Here is a 15,852-nt window from a genome sequence, read left to right on the forward strand (position 1 = left end):
CCCATACAGGGGGAGCAGGGAGGAAACGTGTCAATCAAGGCTCAAACCCCAAGAGAGCCGACACATCCCTCCCGCGCCCCCACCACACTCCGTCCAGCCTGCAAAGTCTGGACGGCACATCAGGAGAGGGGCAACCGCCATGGCGGGATACGGGCATGCAACCACCCCGCCATGGCGGCCATCCCCACCTGATTCCAACCAGAGCAAACACCTGTTATATGGCCAAACCGGCCATGTAGAATTGAACAAGACGACCATCCCGCCACAGACGGGAAGACAAGGAGGAGCAGATGGCTTTCAACGGGAATCCGCGGCCGCAGGCCCCATACGGTCAGTACACACAGCAGCCGATGCCGACCATGCAGGGCGGTGAGCCCTACGGTATGGGTTCGCCCATCGACACCAACGCAGCATACAGCTTTGAAAAGGCGGAGCGGGTCTCCATGTCCCGCGCCTATGCGGAGATGGCCGTCGGCCTGCTGGTCACCGCCCTGACTGCCTATCTGACTGCCCGCACCGGACTGCTCCTGGCCTTCATGCAGGCCACGGGTGCCCTGGGCTGGATCGGCATGGCGGTGGTCCAGGTGGCCTTCGCCATGATTCTGAGCTTCCGGGTTATGCGCATGCGCACCTCCACCGCCCGGGTCATGTTCTACCTCTATGCGGCCCTGATGGGCTTCACCCTGAGCACCATCTTCATGACCTACTCCCTGCCCTCCATCATGCTGACCCTGGTGATCACCGCAGGCTTCTTCTTCGTCCTCAGCATGCTGGCGCTGACCACACGGCGCAACATGCTGGGCATGGGGTCCATCTTCATGGCCGGCCTGCTCATGCTGATTCTGGTCGAGGTGGTCATGCTCTTCGTGGCCCCCTCCAACACGGCCCTGCGCGTGGTCTCGGCCATCGGCATCATCCTCTTCGCCGGGCTGACCATGTATGACGCCCAGCAGACCAGGGCCATCTTCGCCACCTACCGCAGCCAGGGGCCGGAGGCCATCAAGCGGGTCTCCATCCTCTGCGCCCTCAACCTCTACCTGGACTTCGTCAACCTCTTCCTCTACATCCTGGATCTGGTCGGCGACCGCAACTGACAAAAAGAAAATCCCCGCCCCTGGCATCGGGGGGCGGGGATTTTTGTATCTTCAGGCCTCCTGATCGGCCCTGGACAGCAGCCCACGCAGCACGTACTGCAGGATGCCGCCGTTGCGGTAGTACTCGGCCTCGCCAGGAGTGTCGATACGAACCTTGGCCGCAAACTCCACCCTGCTGCCGTCGGGCCGCTGGGCCCGCACCTGAACCTGCTCGGGCAGGGAGCTGTTCAAGGCGTCGACGCCGATCAGGTCATAGGTCTCCTGGCCGTCCAACCCCAGGCTCTGGGCCGACTGACCCGCTGGGAACTCCAGCGGCAGCACGCCCATGCCGATCAGGTTGCTGCGGTGGATGCGCTCGAAGGACCTGGCGATGACGGCCCGCACGCCCAGCATCCGGGTGCCCTTGGCCGCCCAGTCCCTGGAGGAGCCTGTGCCGTACTCGCTGCCGGCCAGCACCACCAGGGGCGTGCCCTGCCTGGCGTAGTCCTGCGCCGCCTCGAAGATGGTCGTCTCCTGGCCGTTCAGGAAGTCGTAGGTGAACCCTCCCGGGCGCACATCCAGCCCCACCGAGGCCAGCAGCTGGTTGCGCAGGCGGATGTTGCCGAAGGTGCCCCGGACCATGACCTCATGGTTGCCGCGCCGGGAGCCGTAGGAGTTGAAGTCCCTGGGGGGTATGCCGTGCTCCTGCAGGTAGCGGCCGGCCGGCGCATCGGCCTTGATGGCCCCTGCGGGCGAGATGTGGTCGGTGGTGACCGAATCCCCCAGCAGGGCCAGCACCCGGGCCCCGTGGATGTCCTCCAGGGGGTCGGGCTGAGCCTTCATGCCGTCGAAGAAGGTCTGACGGCGGATGTAGGTGGAATCCTGATCCCAGTGGAAGAGCCCGCCCTCCGGCACCTCCAGCTTCCGCCAGCGCTCGTCCCCGCCGAAGACGTCCACATAGTCGCGCAGGTACATGTCCCGGTCCAGGGCGGTGCCCACCACGGACTCGATGGCCTCCTGGGAGGGCCAGATGTCCGCCAGCATGACCGGCTTGCCCTGGCTGTCCTGGCCCAGGGGGTCGCTCCAGGGGTCGAAGTCCATGGTGCCGGCCAGGGCGTAGGCCACCACCAGGGGCGGCGAGGCCAGGTAGTTCATCTTCACATCCGGGCTGATGCGGCCCTCGAAGTTCCTGTTGCCCGAGAGCACGGCCGTCACCGTCAGGTCATGGTCGGCGATGGCCTGGTGGATGGCCGGATCCAGGGGGCCGGAGTTGCCGATGCAGGTGGTGCAGCCGTAGCCGACCAGCTCGAAGCCCAGGGCGTCCAGGTCCTTGCTCAGGCCGGTCCGGTTCAGATAGTCCGTCACCACCTGGGAGCCGGGAGCCAGCGAGGTCTTGACCCAGGGCTTGGGCTTGAGGCCCCGGGCGCGCGCCTGGCGGGCCAGCAGACCGGCGGCCACCATGACCGAGGGGTTGGAGGTGTTGGTGCATGAGGTGATGGCCGCGATGACCACATCCCCGTCCCGCAGGCTGAACTCGCTGCCGTCGGCTTTCTTGACGGGCACAGCCTCGCCGTCTGCGTCCCTGCCTTGGTCGCTGTAATCCTTCAGGTCCCGATGGTAGGTCTTCTGGGCCTGGTCCAGCAGGATGCGGTCCTGGGGCCGGCGGGGGCCGGCAATGGAGGGACGCACCGTGGACAGATCCAGCTCCAGCACCTGGGAATACTCGGGCTCGGGGCAGTCGGCATCCTCCGGGTCCATCCACAGGCCGTTGGCCTTGGCATAGGCCTCCACCAGGCGCACATGCTCGTCGCTGCGGCCGGTCAGACGCAGATAGTCCAGGGTGATTCGGTCGATGGGGAAGATGGCGCAGGTGGAGCCGAACTCAGGGCTCATGTTGCCCAGGGTGGCCCGGTTGGCCAGGGGGACCTGGGCCAGGCCCTTGCCGTGGAACTCCACGAACCGGCCCACCACGCCCACCTCGCGCAGCATCTGGGTCACGGTCAGCACCACGTCGGTGGCGGTGACCCCCTCGGGAATGGATCCGGTCAGCTTGAAGCCCAGGACCTGGGGCACCAGCATGGAGATGGGCTGGCCCAGCATGGCCGCCTCGGCCTCGATGCCGCCCACGCCCCAGCCCAGCACGCCCAGGCCGTTGACCATGGTGGTGTGGGAGTCGGTGCCCACGCAGGAGTCCGGGTAGACCAGGGCCGGCCCCTCCCCCTTGGTCCTGTCCCTGCGCATGACCACCTGGGCCAGGTACTCCAGGTTGACCTGGTGGATGATGCCGGTGCCCGGGGGCACCACGCGGAAGTTCTGGAAGGCCTGCTGGCTCCAGCGCAGGAAGCGGTAGCGCTCACTGTTGCGCCGGTATTCCATGTCCATGTTGTGTTCCAGGGCGCCCGGCATGCCGGAGCTGTCCACCTGGACGGAGTGGTCGATGACCATCTGCGCGGGGATGAGCGGGTTGACCAGGGAGGGGTCGTCGCCCAGGGCTTTTACGGCATCGCGCATGGTGGCCAGGTCGACCATGCAGGGCACGCCGGTGAAGTCCTGCATGAGCACCCGGGCGGGACTGTACTGGATCTCCCTGTCGGGCTGGGCCTTGGGGTCCCAGTCCAGAAGCTGGTCCAGCTGGTCCCGGGTCACCGTGGTCCCGTTCTGGTGCCGCAGCAGATTCTCGGCCAGGATGCGCAGGCTGTATGGCAGGTGGTCGATGCCCGGCAGGTCGCTGATCCGGTAGTATTCGAACTCCTCGGAGCCCACCTTGAGCTTGGAACGACCGGCATCTTGTGCGGATTCTGACATGCACCACCCCTTCCTTGGACGCTCAGGCACTGCCCTTGCGCCCATGTGGACCGGCGGCAGGAGGACCCCAGGCCGTCAGTGACGCTTATCTGTGCTTGTGAGGTTCATTCTTAGCGCCTATGTGTTACCTGGCCTATGTAACGTGCGCATGCCGGATAGCCCAGGACGGCCAGGACCATGAGCAGGGCACCCGCCAGGGCGAAGGCCACGGTGGCGGCCAGGGCCGGACCGGTGGGCAGGCTGATGGCGAAGAACCGCGCCACAACGGGAATCAGGGCCCCGATCACCCCGGCTGCGCCGAAGAAGAGGACCAGCAGGCCCCTCCAGGAGCGCAGGGGCCGGGCCACCTGGGTCAGGACCAGCACGCCCATGCAGAAGAGGACGATGGCGCAGACCGAACGCCAACGCCCCAGGTCGACGGGCCGGGCCAGGTCCAGTCCCAGCAGGCCGGGCAGGCTCCAGGCCGCCGTCAGCACAATCAAAGCCGTGGCGATACCCGAGGGCAGGGCGAAGGTGACCACACGCTTCAGGAAGCCGGGCCGGTAGCGCCTGGTGTTGGGGGCCAGGGCCAGGAAGAAGGCCGGCGTGCCGATGGTCAGGGCGCCGATGTAGGTGATGTGCCGGGGCAGGTAGGGGAAGGGGATGCCGGTCAGGACCACGCCCAGGGAGATCAGGGCCGAGTAGACGGTCTTGACCAGGAAGAGGCCGGCCACACGCTCCATATTGGCCATGACCTGCCGGCCCCGGGCCACCACGTCGGGCAGGTGGGAGAAGCGCGAATCCACCAGGACCAGCTGGGCCACGGCCTTGGTGGCGGCCGCCGCATTGCCCATGGCGATGCCCAGGTCCGCCTCCTTCAGGGCCAGGGAGTCGTTGACCCCGTCGCCGGTCATGGCCACCGTATGGCCCTTCAGGTGCAGGGCCTGGACGATGGCCTTCTTCTGGTCGGGCAGAACCCGGCCCAGCACGTCCACGTCCTCCAGGACCTCGGCCAGGGCTGCCGTGTCCTTGGGCAGCTGACGGGCATCCATGGCCCGGGGAGCCCTGTCGCCGGTCAGGCCCACCTTGTTGGCGATGGCCGCCACCGTGGCCGGGTTGTCGCCCGAAATGACCCGGCAACGCACGCCCTGCTGGCGGAACCAGGCCAGGGTCTCGGCCGCATCGTCGCGGATGTGCTCCGAACAGGTGATCAGGGCCAGGGGCTCCAGGTTCCCGGGCAGGTCGGGGCTGCCGGTGAAGTAGTCAGGCTGGTCGGTGCTCGGATACCCGTCGGGGGCGGCCAGCATCAGCACCCGGTAGCCACGGTCGGCCAGGTCGGCCACCTGCTGGTCCACCTGGGGCCAGCTACCCGCCTGGGATGCCAGGAGCACCTCCGGGGCGCCGAAGTACCAGATTTTTCCGGACCGGTCGGCCACGGCGCTCCACTTGCGGGCCGATGAGAATGGCAGGCGACTGACGGCCCTGTCCGGGTGCAGGTCATCCATCCCCTTGAGGATGGCCCGGCCGGTGGCGTTGGGGCTCTCCTCAGCGCAGACATCCACCAGGGCCTGCCGCAGCTGCTGGGCCGGCAAATCCTCGGCCAACGGGTGCAGGTCGTCGTAGACGATGCCCCCGTCGGTGATGGTGCCGGTCTTGTCCAGATTCAGGGCATCCACCCGGGCCAGGGTCTCCACGGACTCCATCTGCTGAACCAAAGTTTGATGCCGTGCCAGGCGGATGGCGGCCAGGGCGAAGTTCAGGGAGGTCAAGAGGACCAGACCCTCGGGGATCATGCCCACCACCCCGGCCACGGCGGACACCACGGCCTGCCGCCAGGCTCCGGTGGACAGTGCCGTCTGGAAGCCGCCCACGGTCCGCATCTGGGTGAAGATGAGCAGCAGACAGAGGGGAATGACCACCACGGTCATGACCTTGAGGATGGTGTTGATGCCCTCGTTCAGGTCGGAGCGGACCTTCTTGTAGACCTTGGCCTTGGCAGTCAGCGTGGCGGCGTAGGAGTCGGCGCCCACGGCGGTCACCTGAGCCAGGGCCATGCCCGAGACGGCCGTGGAGCCAGAGTAGACCTGGTCGCCCGGCTTGTGCTTGACCGTACGCGACTCGCCGGTCAGCATGGACTCGTCCAGTTCCAGGCCGTAGGTGTCGATGATCTGCGCGTCGGCGGGCACCTGATCCCCGGAGCGAATCCAGAGCAGGTCCCCCTTGACGATGTCATCGTGGGGCACGGTCAGGTTGCGCCCATCCCTGCGCACCGTATAGTCGGAGGCCACCAGGATGGACAGCCCGTCCAGGGTGTGCTTGGCCTTGAGCTCGGTGGCCACGCCGATGCCGGTGTTGATGATGATGACCAGGCCGAAGACCGCGTCCTTCCACTGGCCGGTCAGCAGGACCACCACCATGGCGGTCAGGATGATTCCGTTGAAGAGGGTGAAGACGTTGTCGCGGATGATCTGGCCCAGGCTACGTGAAGTCTGGTCCTGGGAGACGTTGACCAGGCCTTGGGACTTCAGCTGCTCCACCTCCCGGGAGCTCAGCCCCGGCCGGTCGGTGTCCGGAAAGCCTGTGCCCGCCGTTGTGCCCGCTGTCTGCTCTTGCTCACTTCCTGTGCTCATTCTCGGCCCCCTCTCAGTCGGCGCTCAGGCGCACGGCCATGATTCTTGCATGCGGTCCGTCGTCCACAATGGTCTGCAGGGCATCGGCCAGCAAGGGCGTGTGCGGATGCCCGGCAGGATCCACCGGGTGGACCGTAGCCGCATAGTAGAGCCTACCTGGGTCAGGGGTCCAAGCCTTGGCGCTTTGAGCGAACTCTACCACAGGAATGCCCGCCTTCCGGGCTGCCTTCAGGGCGGGGGCCCAGTCGCCGGCGCCGGGCCGACGGATCAGAATCAGGCTGACACCCCGGTTGATGGCATCCTGCACCCCATCCTGCTGATCGCTGGTGGACTGCGCCGAGGAGAAATAGCCCTTCATGCGCTCGGCCTTCAAAGATGCCAGGATGCGGCTGTCCAGACCGGCATCCGGGTCTTTCTCGCCCTTCTGCGGGCAGCCAATCAAAGCCACGAGTGTGTCGGAGCGATCCACGCCGTCGTGGGGCACGGTGCCCTCGTGCCAGGAGTCGCCCACAGCCCTGTCCTTGGGGGCGCATCCGGTCAGCGTGGGCAGGCCTGCCAGCAGGGCGACCGCCAGCAGCAGGCCCGCCAGCCGCCTGACCACTGCCAAGACCCGCCCGGCGCGGATCATGTCAGCGCTGCCTTCCCGCCGTGCGGGTGAAGACCGCCACGGTCTCCACGTGGTGGGTCATCGGGTAGATGTCAAAGGCCTCAAGGTGCTTGGGGCTGTAGCCCAGGGAGATCAGGGTGGCTGTATCCCTGGCCAGGCTGGTCGGATCGCAGGCCACATAGATGATGGTCCCCGCCCCGCTGGCGGCCAGCAGTCGGCAGACTTGAGCCTTGGCGCCGGCCCTGGGCGGATCCAGCAGGACCAGGTCGGGATGGCCCAGCCCCTTGGGCGCACCGCCAGCCAGGACCTTGGCCACGTCCCCTCGACGCAAAAGCACCCGGTCCAGTCCGGCCTGCTTCACGTTGTGTTTCGCGCTGGCAATGGCTCCGGCGGATCCCTCCACGGCCAGGAGCCGGGCCCGTCCGTCGGCCAGAGCGGCCAACGGCAGGGTGAAGAGCCCTGATCCGCTGTAGAGGTCCCAGATGACCGGTTCGGCGACCCCGTCCAGGGCCTGCCTGGCCTGGTCCAGGACCGCCTTGGTCAGCACGACCGGTGCCTGACGGTGGACCTGCCAGAACCCGTCGGCCCGAACCTGGTACTCAGGTCCTGCTCCGGCCTCCAGCCGCTCCGTCAGCAGGCGGCTCCCCTTGCTCAGGCGGCCATCCACCAGCAGGGCGTAGTTGTCGCCGACCGGTCCCCCGTCGCGCGGCTGGGGCACGGCCAGGCGTATGCGGGCACCGGCGGGCAGGCCGCCTTCCCAGATGCCCAGTTCGTCGGCCAGGTCCAGCAGCTCCTGGGTGGCCAGGGGCATGGTCTGAATCGGCAGACGGTCATGCGAACCCCGCCGACGCATGGAGGGGCGGCCCTGTTCGTCGGCCACCAGCTCGATTCGGGTCCTCCAGTGCAGGCCGCCCAGCTCCTCATCACCCGGAACCCGGGCCACCGGCACCTGGACGTCCATCCCGCCCAGGCGGGACATCTGCTGACTGATCAGATCAGCCTTCCAGGTCAGCTGACCGGGCAGGCTGACATGAATCAGATCGGCCCCGCCCAGGCCTCCTCCCCAGGCCAAGGGTCCAGCCAGAGGCCAGACGGGTTGGCGGCGGTCAGGACTGGCCTCAAGCACCTGGGTGACCTCGCCCGTGGCGAATCTGCCGGCCCGGCCGTGAGGCTCATCCAAGAGGACCTCCACCAGCTCCCCGGGCAGGGCAAAGCGGACGAAGACCACCCGGCCGTCCTCCAGGTGGCTGACACAACGGCCCTGGTCGGCATAGCGTTCGATGCGCAGACGAACCCTGGTTTCAGTCATGATCGGTATGAACCTCCTGATCGGTCTGACCCTGGTCGGCCTGGCGACGATGGTAGGGGCCCCCGATCAGCAGCCAGCTGACCCAGATGCCCAGGGCAAACAGGGGCAGGCCCAGTATCAGGCGTGCGGCACCAAGCAGCCCCACGGAACCGGCCAGGTAGAGCGGCACCTGGACCAGCAAGCGCAACGCGAAGACGGCAATCCAGACCATGGTGGCCTGGGTATAGGCCCGTACCAGGTCGGATTCACTTCGCCAGGAGGCCAGCCACTGCCTCCAGCCGGAGACGACAGGACGGCGCAGGTACTCCACCAGCAGGCCGATGCCGGGCATCCGTGCCAGCAGCGAGGCACCCAGAACGATGATCCAGAATCCGTTGGTCAGAAATCCTGGCAGATAATAGTTGCGGGCATCCCTGGTCAGCCATGCGGCCACCAGGCAGATGCCCACCGAAAGCAGACCGGTCAGCGCCCCCAAAAAGGACTGCCGCTGGATCAGGCGAATCATCAGCTGCACCAGGGCCAGGGCCGCCGAAACCGCCACGGTCAGCCCCAGACGGCCGGTCACCAGGAAGAAGACCAGAAATACCAGCCCTGGCAGCAGCGACTCGACAATCCCCCGCCATCCGCCGATGGCCTCCATGACGGAGAAATCGTCGTCGGCCAGCGCTGCCAGCCCGGAATGCTTCTGCTTCACAGCCTCAGCGGACCTCCGAGAACATGGGTCCGCGCGACAGTGTGGTCTTCACCTCGGTCTGCTGGTCCGAGTCGAAGGGGCCTTCGGGCCTGCCGGGGATCTGGGCTCCCTCATCGTCCTTGGACTCCGAGTCTTCGGCTTCACCACGGCGCTGGTTGGGGGTGATGGGCGCATGCATGGGAACCAGGTCACGGGGGGCCAGGGGCTCATCGCCGCGGACCACCACCAGGTCGGCCAGGTAGCCGTCCAGGACATCCTTCTCCTTGCCGCCCTTGGCTGCCGGGCCGGAGAAGATGCCTCGCAGCATCCAGCGGGGTCCATCGATACCCACCACCCGGGTCAGCAGGTTCTTGCCCTTGACCTTGACGGGCAGGGTCAGCTCCTTGCCGAAGACGCCGTCCACCTCCTTGCAGGAGGGGTTGGCCTTGAGCAGATCGGCCCGGACCTCATCCCAGAGCCCCAGGGACTTGGGTGCCGCGAAGGGCTCCAGCTCCAGACTGGAGGACTTGTAGGTGATGGTGGCTCCCAGCACGTCTCCGGTCTGCGAGTTGGCCTTGAGCCTCAGCTCGCTGCCCTGAAGGAAGGGCAGCATCAGGGCGCCGATGTCCAGGTACTCATCGGTGTCGGGGGCCTCGGGGTCCAGGCTGTCCCAGGGACCCTTCCCGCTCTGCTCGGCCTCGTCCTGCTCCGCAGCCGTCTCATCGCGGTCCTCCTGAGAGGTCTGATCGGACTTGTCGAGCTCCTTGGACTGGTCCTTCTGATCCCCGACGTCCTCCTCGGCCCGTTGCTTGGCGTGTTTCCTGCCGAAACCGAACAATCCCATGATGCCTCATTTCCTTGTGAGTCTGTGCAAAGGATGACTAGTCAAGACCCAGGCGCAGCTTGCCGCCGGGGATGGCGTCCAGCAGATCCTTGGTGTATTGGCGCTGTGGGTGGTCAAAGACCTCGTCGGTGGTGGCGTGCTCCACCAGCCGGCCATGCTGCATGACCACCACCTCGTCGGCGATCTGCCTGACCACGGCCAGATCGTGGGTGATGAACAGGTAGCTCAGCCCCTGTTCGGCCTGCAGGTCGTTGAGCAGCCGCAACACCTGATCCTGGACCAGCACGTCCAGGGCGGAGACGGCCTCGTCGCAGATGATCACATCCGGATTCAGGGCCATGGCCCGGGCGATGGCGATGCGCTGACGCTGTCCGCCGGAGAGCTCGTTGGGGTAGCGCCCCATGACCGATTCAGGCATCTCCACCATGTCCAGCAGCTCCTTGACCCGCTTCTGCCGGGACTTGGCGTTGCCGATCTTGTGGATGCGCAGGGGCTCCTCGATGGAACGGTAGATGGAGTACATGGGGTCCAGGGAGCCGTAGGGGTTCTGGAAGACCGGCTGCACGTGCCGGCGGAACTCCATGAGCTGACGGCTGCCGAAGCCGGCGATGTCCTGGCCCTCGTAGGTCACCCGACCCGAGGTGGGCTTGAGCAGGTGCAGGACCATGTTGGCCACGGTGGACTTGCCCGAGCCGGACTCCCCCACGATGGCCAGGGTGGTCCCCCGCTTGACCGAGAAGGAGACGTCGTCCACGGCCTTGAACATCTCCTTGCGCCGGGGCAGCCTGAACTCGCGGGTCAGGTGCTCCACGGTGATGACGTGCTCGCTGCGCTCCAGGGTGCTCTCGCCCTTGACGTGGTGCTCCAGCAGGCCCTCGGCATCCTGACCGCGCTGCTTGGCGGAGATGATGCGCTGGGAGGCCAGCGAGGGCGCGGCCTGAACCAGCCGCTTGGTGTATGGATGCTGGGGGTGCTGCAGGACCTCCAGGCTGGGCCCGGACTCCACCACCTGGCCCCGGTACATGACCACGATGTGCTGGGCGCGCTCGGCCGCCAGGCCCAGGTCGTGGGTGATGAAGAGCACGGCGGTGCCCAGGGATTCGGTCAGACTGCGCAGGTGGTCCAGAATCCGCTTCTGGACGGTCACATCCAGGGCGCTGGTGGGCTCATCCGCAATCAGCAGGTCGGGCCGGGAGGCCAGGCCGATGGCGATCAGGGCACGCTGGCGCATGCCGCCGGAGAACTCATGCGGATACTGCCGGGCCCTGGTGGCGGCCTCGGGCAGCCCGGCCTCCGACAGCAGGCCGGCGATGCGGTCGTTCATGTCCGAGCCGGTCACATGCTCCTTGGCCAACTCCCAGGCCTTGTCATCATCCACACCGGCGTCGATCAGGGACTTGGCCACGCCCCAGCGGGTCTCGGAGCCCACATCCCACTCGGCCTTCATGGCCTCCATGGTCTTGTCCGCATCGGCGACTCCGGCATCGCTCAGGGCCTGACGAGCGGCTTCGAGCAGACCGGGCAGGTCCTTGGAGGAGATGAAGAGCTCGTCGTCGGACTTCTTCAACTTCACCTCTTCATCGCCGGCCAGGGCCTTGGCCAGCCGGGAGCGCTTCTCCCGGGAGATGTCCATGTGGTTGGCGGTCAGCGCCTCCTTGACCTGGGAACCGATACGCCAGACCGGATTCAGATTGCTCATGGGGTCCTGCGGGACCAGGCCCACCTGGGAGCCTCGCAGCGCCTCGTAGTCCTTGCGGTCCAGCCCCACCAGCTCGCGGCCCTTGAGCCGGATGCTGCCACCGGTCACCTTGCCGGTACCGGGCAGAAGACCCAGCACAGCCATGGCCGAGGTGGACTTGCCCGAGCCGGACTCCCCCACGATGGCCACCCACTGGCCGGGGTAGACGTTGAAGGAGGCGTCGCGAACCGCGTGGACGGTGCGCCCATCGGCGGTGAAGTCCACCTGCAGGTCACGCACGTCGAGCAGGGGCTGCTGCTGATTGGTGGTCATGTTCTTGTCTGCTTCAGTCATGCTTCCTCCACTCAGGCCGTTCTGCTCTTGGGATCCAATGCATCCTTGACCGCGTCGCCCATCATGATGAAGGCCAGCACGGTGATGGCCAGGGCTGCGGAGGGATAGAAGAGGACCGAGGGGTTGGTGGTCAGGAGATTCTGGGCCGTCGAGATGTCCCCACCCCAGGAGACCACGGTGGAGGGCAGTCCGATGCCCAGGAAGCTCAGCGTGGCCTCAGAGACGATGTAGGTGCCCAGCGACATGGTGGCCATGACGATGACCGGGGCCAGGGAGTTGGGGATGATGTGCCGGAAGAGGTTGCGCAGGGGCGTGGAGCCCAGGGCCGTGGATGCGGTGTTGAACTCCAGGTTCTTGGCCTCCAGGACGGCGCTTCGGGTGATACGTGCCATGTTGACCCAGCCGAAGAGGGTCAGGGTCAGGATGATCTTCCACAGTGAGGTGGAGGTACGGAACATCTGCAGGAGCACGATTGCGCCCAGGATCATGGGGATGGCGAAGAAGATGTCGGTGATGCGGCTGAGCACTGCGTCGACCCAGCCCCCGAAGAATCCGGCGATTGCGCCGACGAGGCCGCCCAAGACGGTGACCAGGATGGTGGTCATGATGCCGATTGCCACCGAGGTCCGGGCCCCGTGGATGACTCGGCTGTAGACATCACAGCCCTGCAGGTCGAAGCCGAAGGGATGACCGGCCCTGCCCGGTTCCAGGGAGTTGGACAGGCTGCAGGCCATGGGGTCCTGCTTGGCGAAGAAGTTGGGGAAGAGGGCCACCAGGATGACCACAATCGCCAGGATTGCGGAGATGATGAAGAGCGGGTTGCGCCTCAGGGTCTTCCAGGCATCGGCCCACATGCTGGTGGGCGGCACATCCTCATCCACCGAGTCCACCTCGCGCAGGGGCGTCTCGTCGATGGGGGCCACGAACCGCTCCTGCCCCGGCAAGGGGTCGGGGAAGTAGACGCGGGCCTGGCTTTCGTTCTGTTCGCTTGACTCGTTCATTGCCGTTTCACTCATAGTCGGTCCCTCTCCCTCACGCATACCGAATCCGCGGATCGAGCACTGCGTAGAGCAGGTCGACCAGGAGGCTGGTGATGACGAAGATCAGGACCAGAATGGTCACGATGGAGACCACCAGGGTGCCTTCGCCCCTGAGGATGGCCTGGTAGAGGGTGTTGCCCACACCCTGGATGTTGAAGATGCGCTCGGTGATCATGGCCCCGCCCATCAGCCCGCCGATGTCGGCGCCCAGGTAGGTGACCACGGGGATCAGGGAGTTGCGCAGCACATGCCGTACGATGACGGACCGGTTGCTCATGCCCTTGGCCCGGGCCGTGCGCACGTAGTCCTCGGAAATGTTGGAGGTGATCTCCGTCCTGGTCAGACGGATGATGGAGGCCATGGAAACCGATCCCAGCACGATGGCCGGCATGAGCAGGTCAATGAAGCCCGGATTGGCCCCGGCCGTGGCTGGCAGCAGATGCCATTTGACGCCGAACAGGTACTGCAGGATGAAGCCGGTGACGAAGGTGGGCACCGAAATCAGCAGCAGTGAGAGGACCAGGATGATGTTGTCCGACCACTTGCCCTTGGTCAGACCGCCGATGATGCCGAAGATCACGCCGAAGACGCCCTCGAAGACGAAGGCCATCAGGGCCAGCTTGATGGTCACCGGGAAGGCCCTGCCGATCACGCTGATCACGGGCTGGCCGGCGAAGGTGTTGCCGAAGTTCAGGGTCAGCGCATTCTTCAGGAAGAGCACGTACTGCACGATGAAGGGCTTGTCGAGATTGTATTCCGAGCGTATCTGTGCGGCAACGGCCTGGTTGACCGGCTTGTCTCCGAACATGGCGGCCACAGGGTCGCCAGGGAGCGCGAAGACCAGCGCGTATATCAGCAGTGTCGTGCCGAGAACGACGGGGATCATCTGCAGAATACGTCGCAGAAGATATTTTCCCATCGGCTATTCTCCTTTGTCATCCGCGACCGGGATCGGCATGGGGATCGGGGCCGCCGCAAAAATTCTTGTTTGAGTCTACCAGCACACCTCAACAGGGGTGCAGGAACACCAAGGCCGACGCGGAGTGGATCCTTCCGCGCCGGCCCGGGCGGTGTCGGTTTTAAGGTGCGGGATTCAGGCTCCCGTCACCTCACTTGCTGAGGTTGTAGTAGGCGGGGGTTCCCTTCCAGGTGAAGGAGAATCCCTTGATGTTCTTGGCGGCCACGCCGTTGGAGTTCTGGTAGTAGAGCGGGACCGCGGGCAGATCGCGGAAGAGCAGCTCCTCGGACTGCTGGTAGATCTTGTTGGCCTCGTCGATGTTCTTGGCGGAGGCCGCCTTGTCCATCAGGCCGTCGAACTCGGGGTTCTTGTAGTCGCCGTCGTTGGACCCGTTGCCATTGGCTGCCGAGCTGGCGAAGTTGCTGGACAGGTAACTCTCGGGCGAGGGGTAGTCAGGCTGCCAACCCGAGCGGAAGGCCGAGTCGGTGAACTTGCGGTTCTGCACGTTGGAGCGGAACTCGCTGAAGGTGGGCAGAGGGTTGCCCGCAGCCTGGATGCCCAGGGCGTTCTTGATAGAGTTGGTGACGGCGTCGTAGATCTCCTTGTGGGCGCCGTCGGCGTTGAAGGCGATCTTGAAGGTGTCGCCCTCGCCCCAGGGGGAGATTTTGTTGGCCTCGGCCCAGAGCTCCTTGGCCTTGGACGGGTTGTACTTGAGCACGTCGGATCCCTTGATGCTGGTCGAATAGCCGGGGATGACGGGGGCGGTGAAGTCGTGGACTTCCTTGGCGGTTCCGGACAGCACCTTCTTGATGATGGTCGGCCGGTCGATGGCCATGGAGATGGCCTGACGACGGAGCTTGCCCTCCTGATCCTGGCCGAAGTGCTTCATGTAGGTCGGGATGGTGAACATCTGGATGACCGAGCCCGGGTCGTTGATGGCCTGGACCGTGTTGTCGGTCTGGAAGGTCTTGCGAGCCGAAGCAGGCAGGGTGTCCAGCACATCCAGGTTGCCGGCCTGCACGTCGCGGTAGGCTGCGGTGGCATCGGTGTAGGCGCGGAACTCAACGCCGCCGTTCCTGACCTTGATGCCGCCCTTGTAGGCGGGATCCTTGACCAGCTTGATGGACTTGTTGTGCTCCCAGGACTGGAACTTGTAGGGTCCCACGGTCACCGGCTTCTCGCCGAAGGCCTTGGTGTCCTTGTAGAAGGATTCGGGCAGCGGGGCAAAGGCGGTGTAGCCCACCTGGATGGGGAAGGTGGAGGATGGCGAGGTCAGATCCACGGTGAAGGTCTTGTCGTCGATGACCTTCAGGCCGGACAGCTGCGCATCGCCAGGGGTGCCTTCCTTCTGCAGGTCGTCATAGCCCTTGATGTTGGCGAAGAAGCTGGAACCCAGCTGCTTGTTGGCGATGTTGGCCGCCCAGGACCAGGCCTTGGTGAAGGACTGTGCGGTGACCGGGGTGCCATCCGAGAACTTCCAGCCGTCGTTGATGGTCACGGTGTACTGGGTGTTGTCCTCGTTGGCCTTGATCTGCTTGGCGATCTCGTTGGCCGGCTTGCCCTTGTCGTCGAAGCGGACCAGCTTGGAGAACATGATGTCGATGGGGTTGCCACCGCCCACCTCGTTGGTCATGCTGGGGATGAGCGGATTGGCCGGCTCAGGGTTGAAGACCGAGATGACGGCGTTCGAGCTGCCGCCGTTGGTCCCCTTGGCAGAGGAGTCGGATCCGCCGGATCCCCCGCAGGCGCCCAGCGTGAGCGCCATGACGCACAGTCCGGCGCCAGCAATGGTCAGGGCCGATTGCTTCTTCATATATACTGCTCTTTCCTTTGGTTGGTTTCCCGAATCCGCCGCCAGTGCATAAGACCCGGGCGCGGATCCGCTTTGGTGCGGATCCGGCC

At 65.6% G+C, this 15,852-nt stretch carries 11 protein-coding genes; 1 reads left to right on the forward strand and 10 read right to left on the reverse strand.

Annotation, left to right across the window (positions count from 1 at the left end):
* Positions 1-290: 290 nt before the first annotated feature.
* Positions 291-1,094 (forward strand): Bax inhibitor-1/YccA family protein, encoded by an 804-nt coding sequence (locus tag H3U90_RS00495; protein WP_198176603.1) that lies wholly within the window; start codon positions 291-293, stop codon positions 1,092-1,094.
* Between the two features lie 51 nt (positions 1,095-1,145).
* Here H3U90_RS00495 and acnA read toward each other — a convergent pair whose 3' ends face one another.
* From acnA to H3U90_RS00545, 10 genes are all read right to left on the reverse strand, one after another.
* Positions 1,146-3,878 (reverse strand): aconitate hydratase AcnA, encoded by a 2,733-nt coding sequence (acnA, locus tag H3U90_RS00500; protein ID WP_198176604.1) that lies wholly within the window; start codon positions 3,876-3,878, stop codon positions 1,146-1,148.
* A 110-nt stretch (positions 3,879-3,988) separates the two neighbouring features.
* Positions 3,989-6,487, reverse strand: coding sequence for an HAD-IC family P-type ATPase (locus H3U90_RS00505; protein ID WP_198176605.1), 2,499 nt, complete (start codon positions 6,485-6,487; stop codon positions 3,989-3,991).
* A gap of 13 nt (positions 6,488-6,500) precedes the next feature.
* Complete coding sequence (locus tag H3U90_RS00510; RefSeq protein WP_198176606.1) at positions 6,501-7,115, reverse strand: substrate-binding domain-containing protein; 615 nt, start codon at positions 7,113-7,115, stop codon at positions 6,501-6,503.
* A 1-nt stretch (position 7,116) separates the two neighbouring features.
* Positions 7,117-8,403, reverse strand: coding sequence for a class I SAM-dependent RNA methyltransferase (locus tag H3U90_RS00515; RefSeq protein WP_198176607.1), 1,287 nt, complete (start codon positions 8,401-8,403; stop codon positions 7,117-7,119).
* Positions 8,396-9,097, reverse strand: coding sequence for a DUF3159 domain-containing protein (locus H3U90_RS00520; protein WP_198176608.1), 702 nt, complete (start codon positions 9,095-9,097; stop codon positions 8,396-8,398). Before H3U90_RS00520 ends, H3U90_RS00515 begins: the two co-directional genes overlap by 8 nt.
* Before the next feature lie 4 nt (positions 9,098-9,101).
* Positions 9,102-9,920 carry a DUF3710 domain-containing protein gene (locus H3U90_RS00525; protein WP_198176609.1) on the reverse strand — a complete coding sequence of 273 codons (819 nt, stop codon included), beginning with the start codon at positions 9,918-9,920 and terminating at the stop codon, positions 9,102-9,104.
* A 37-nt stretch (positions 9,921-9,957) separates the two neighbouring features.
* On the reverse strand, positions 9,958-11,952 hold the full coding sequence (locus tag H3U90_RS00530) for a dipeptide ABC transporter ATP-binding protein (protein ID WP_198176610.1): 1,995 nt from the start codon (positions 11,950-11,952) through the stop codon (positions 9,958-9,960).
* A gap of 11 nt (positions 11,953-11,963) precedes the next feature.
* Positions 11,964-12,953, reverse strand: coding sequence for an ABC transporter permease (locus tag H3U90_RS00535; protein ID WP_045935237.1), 990 nt, complete (start codon positions 12,951-12,953; stop codon positions 11,964-11,966).
* Positions 12,954-12,984: 31 nt separating this feature from the next.
* Complete coding sequence (locus H3U90_RS00540; protein WP_024627150.1) at positions 12,985-13,911, reverse strand: ABC transporter permease; 927 nt, start codon at positions 13,909-13,911, stop codon at positions 12,985-12,987.
* A 190-nt stretch (positions 13,912-14,101) separates the two neighbouring features.
* On the reverse strand, positions 14,102-15,763 hold the full coding sequence (locus H3U90_RS00545) for a peptide ABC transporter substrate-binding protein (RefSeq protein ID WP_198176611.1): 1,662 nt from the start codon (positions 15,761-15,763) through the stop codon (positions 14,102-14,104).
* Between the last annotated feature and the right edge of the window lie 89 nt (positions 15,764-15,852).

Source organism: Bifidobacterium sp. W8103 (genome assembly GCF_016100775.1).
In the GTDB taxonomy this organism is placed as follows: Bacteria; Actinomycetota; Actinomycetes; order Actinomycetales; family Bifidobacteriaceae; genus Bombiscardovia; species Bombiscardovia choladohabitans.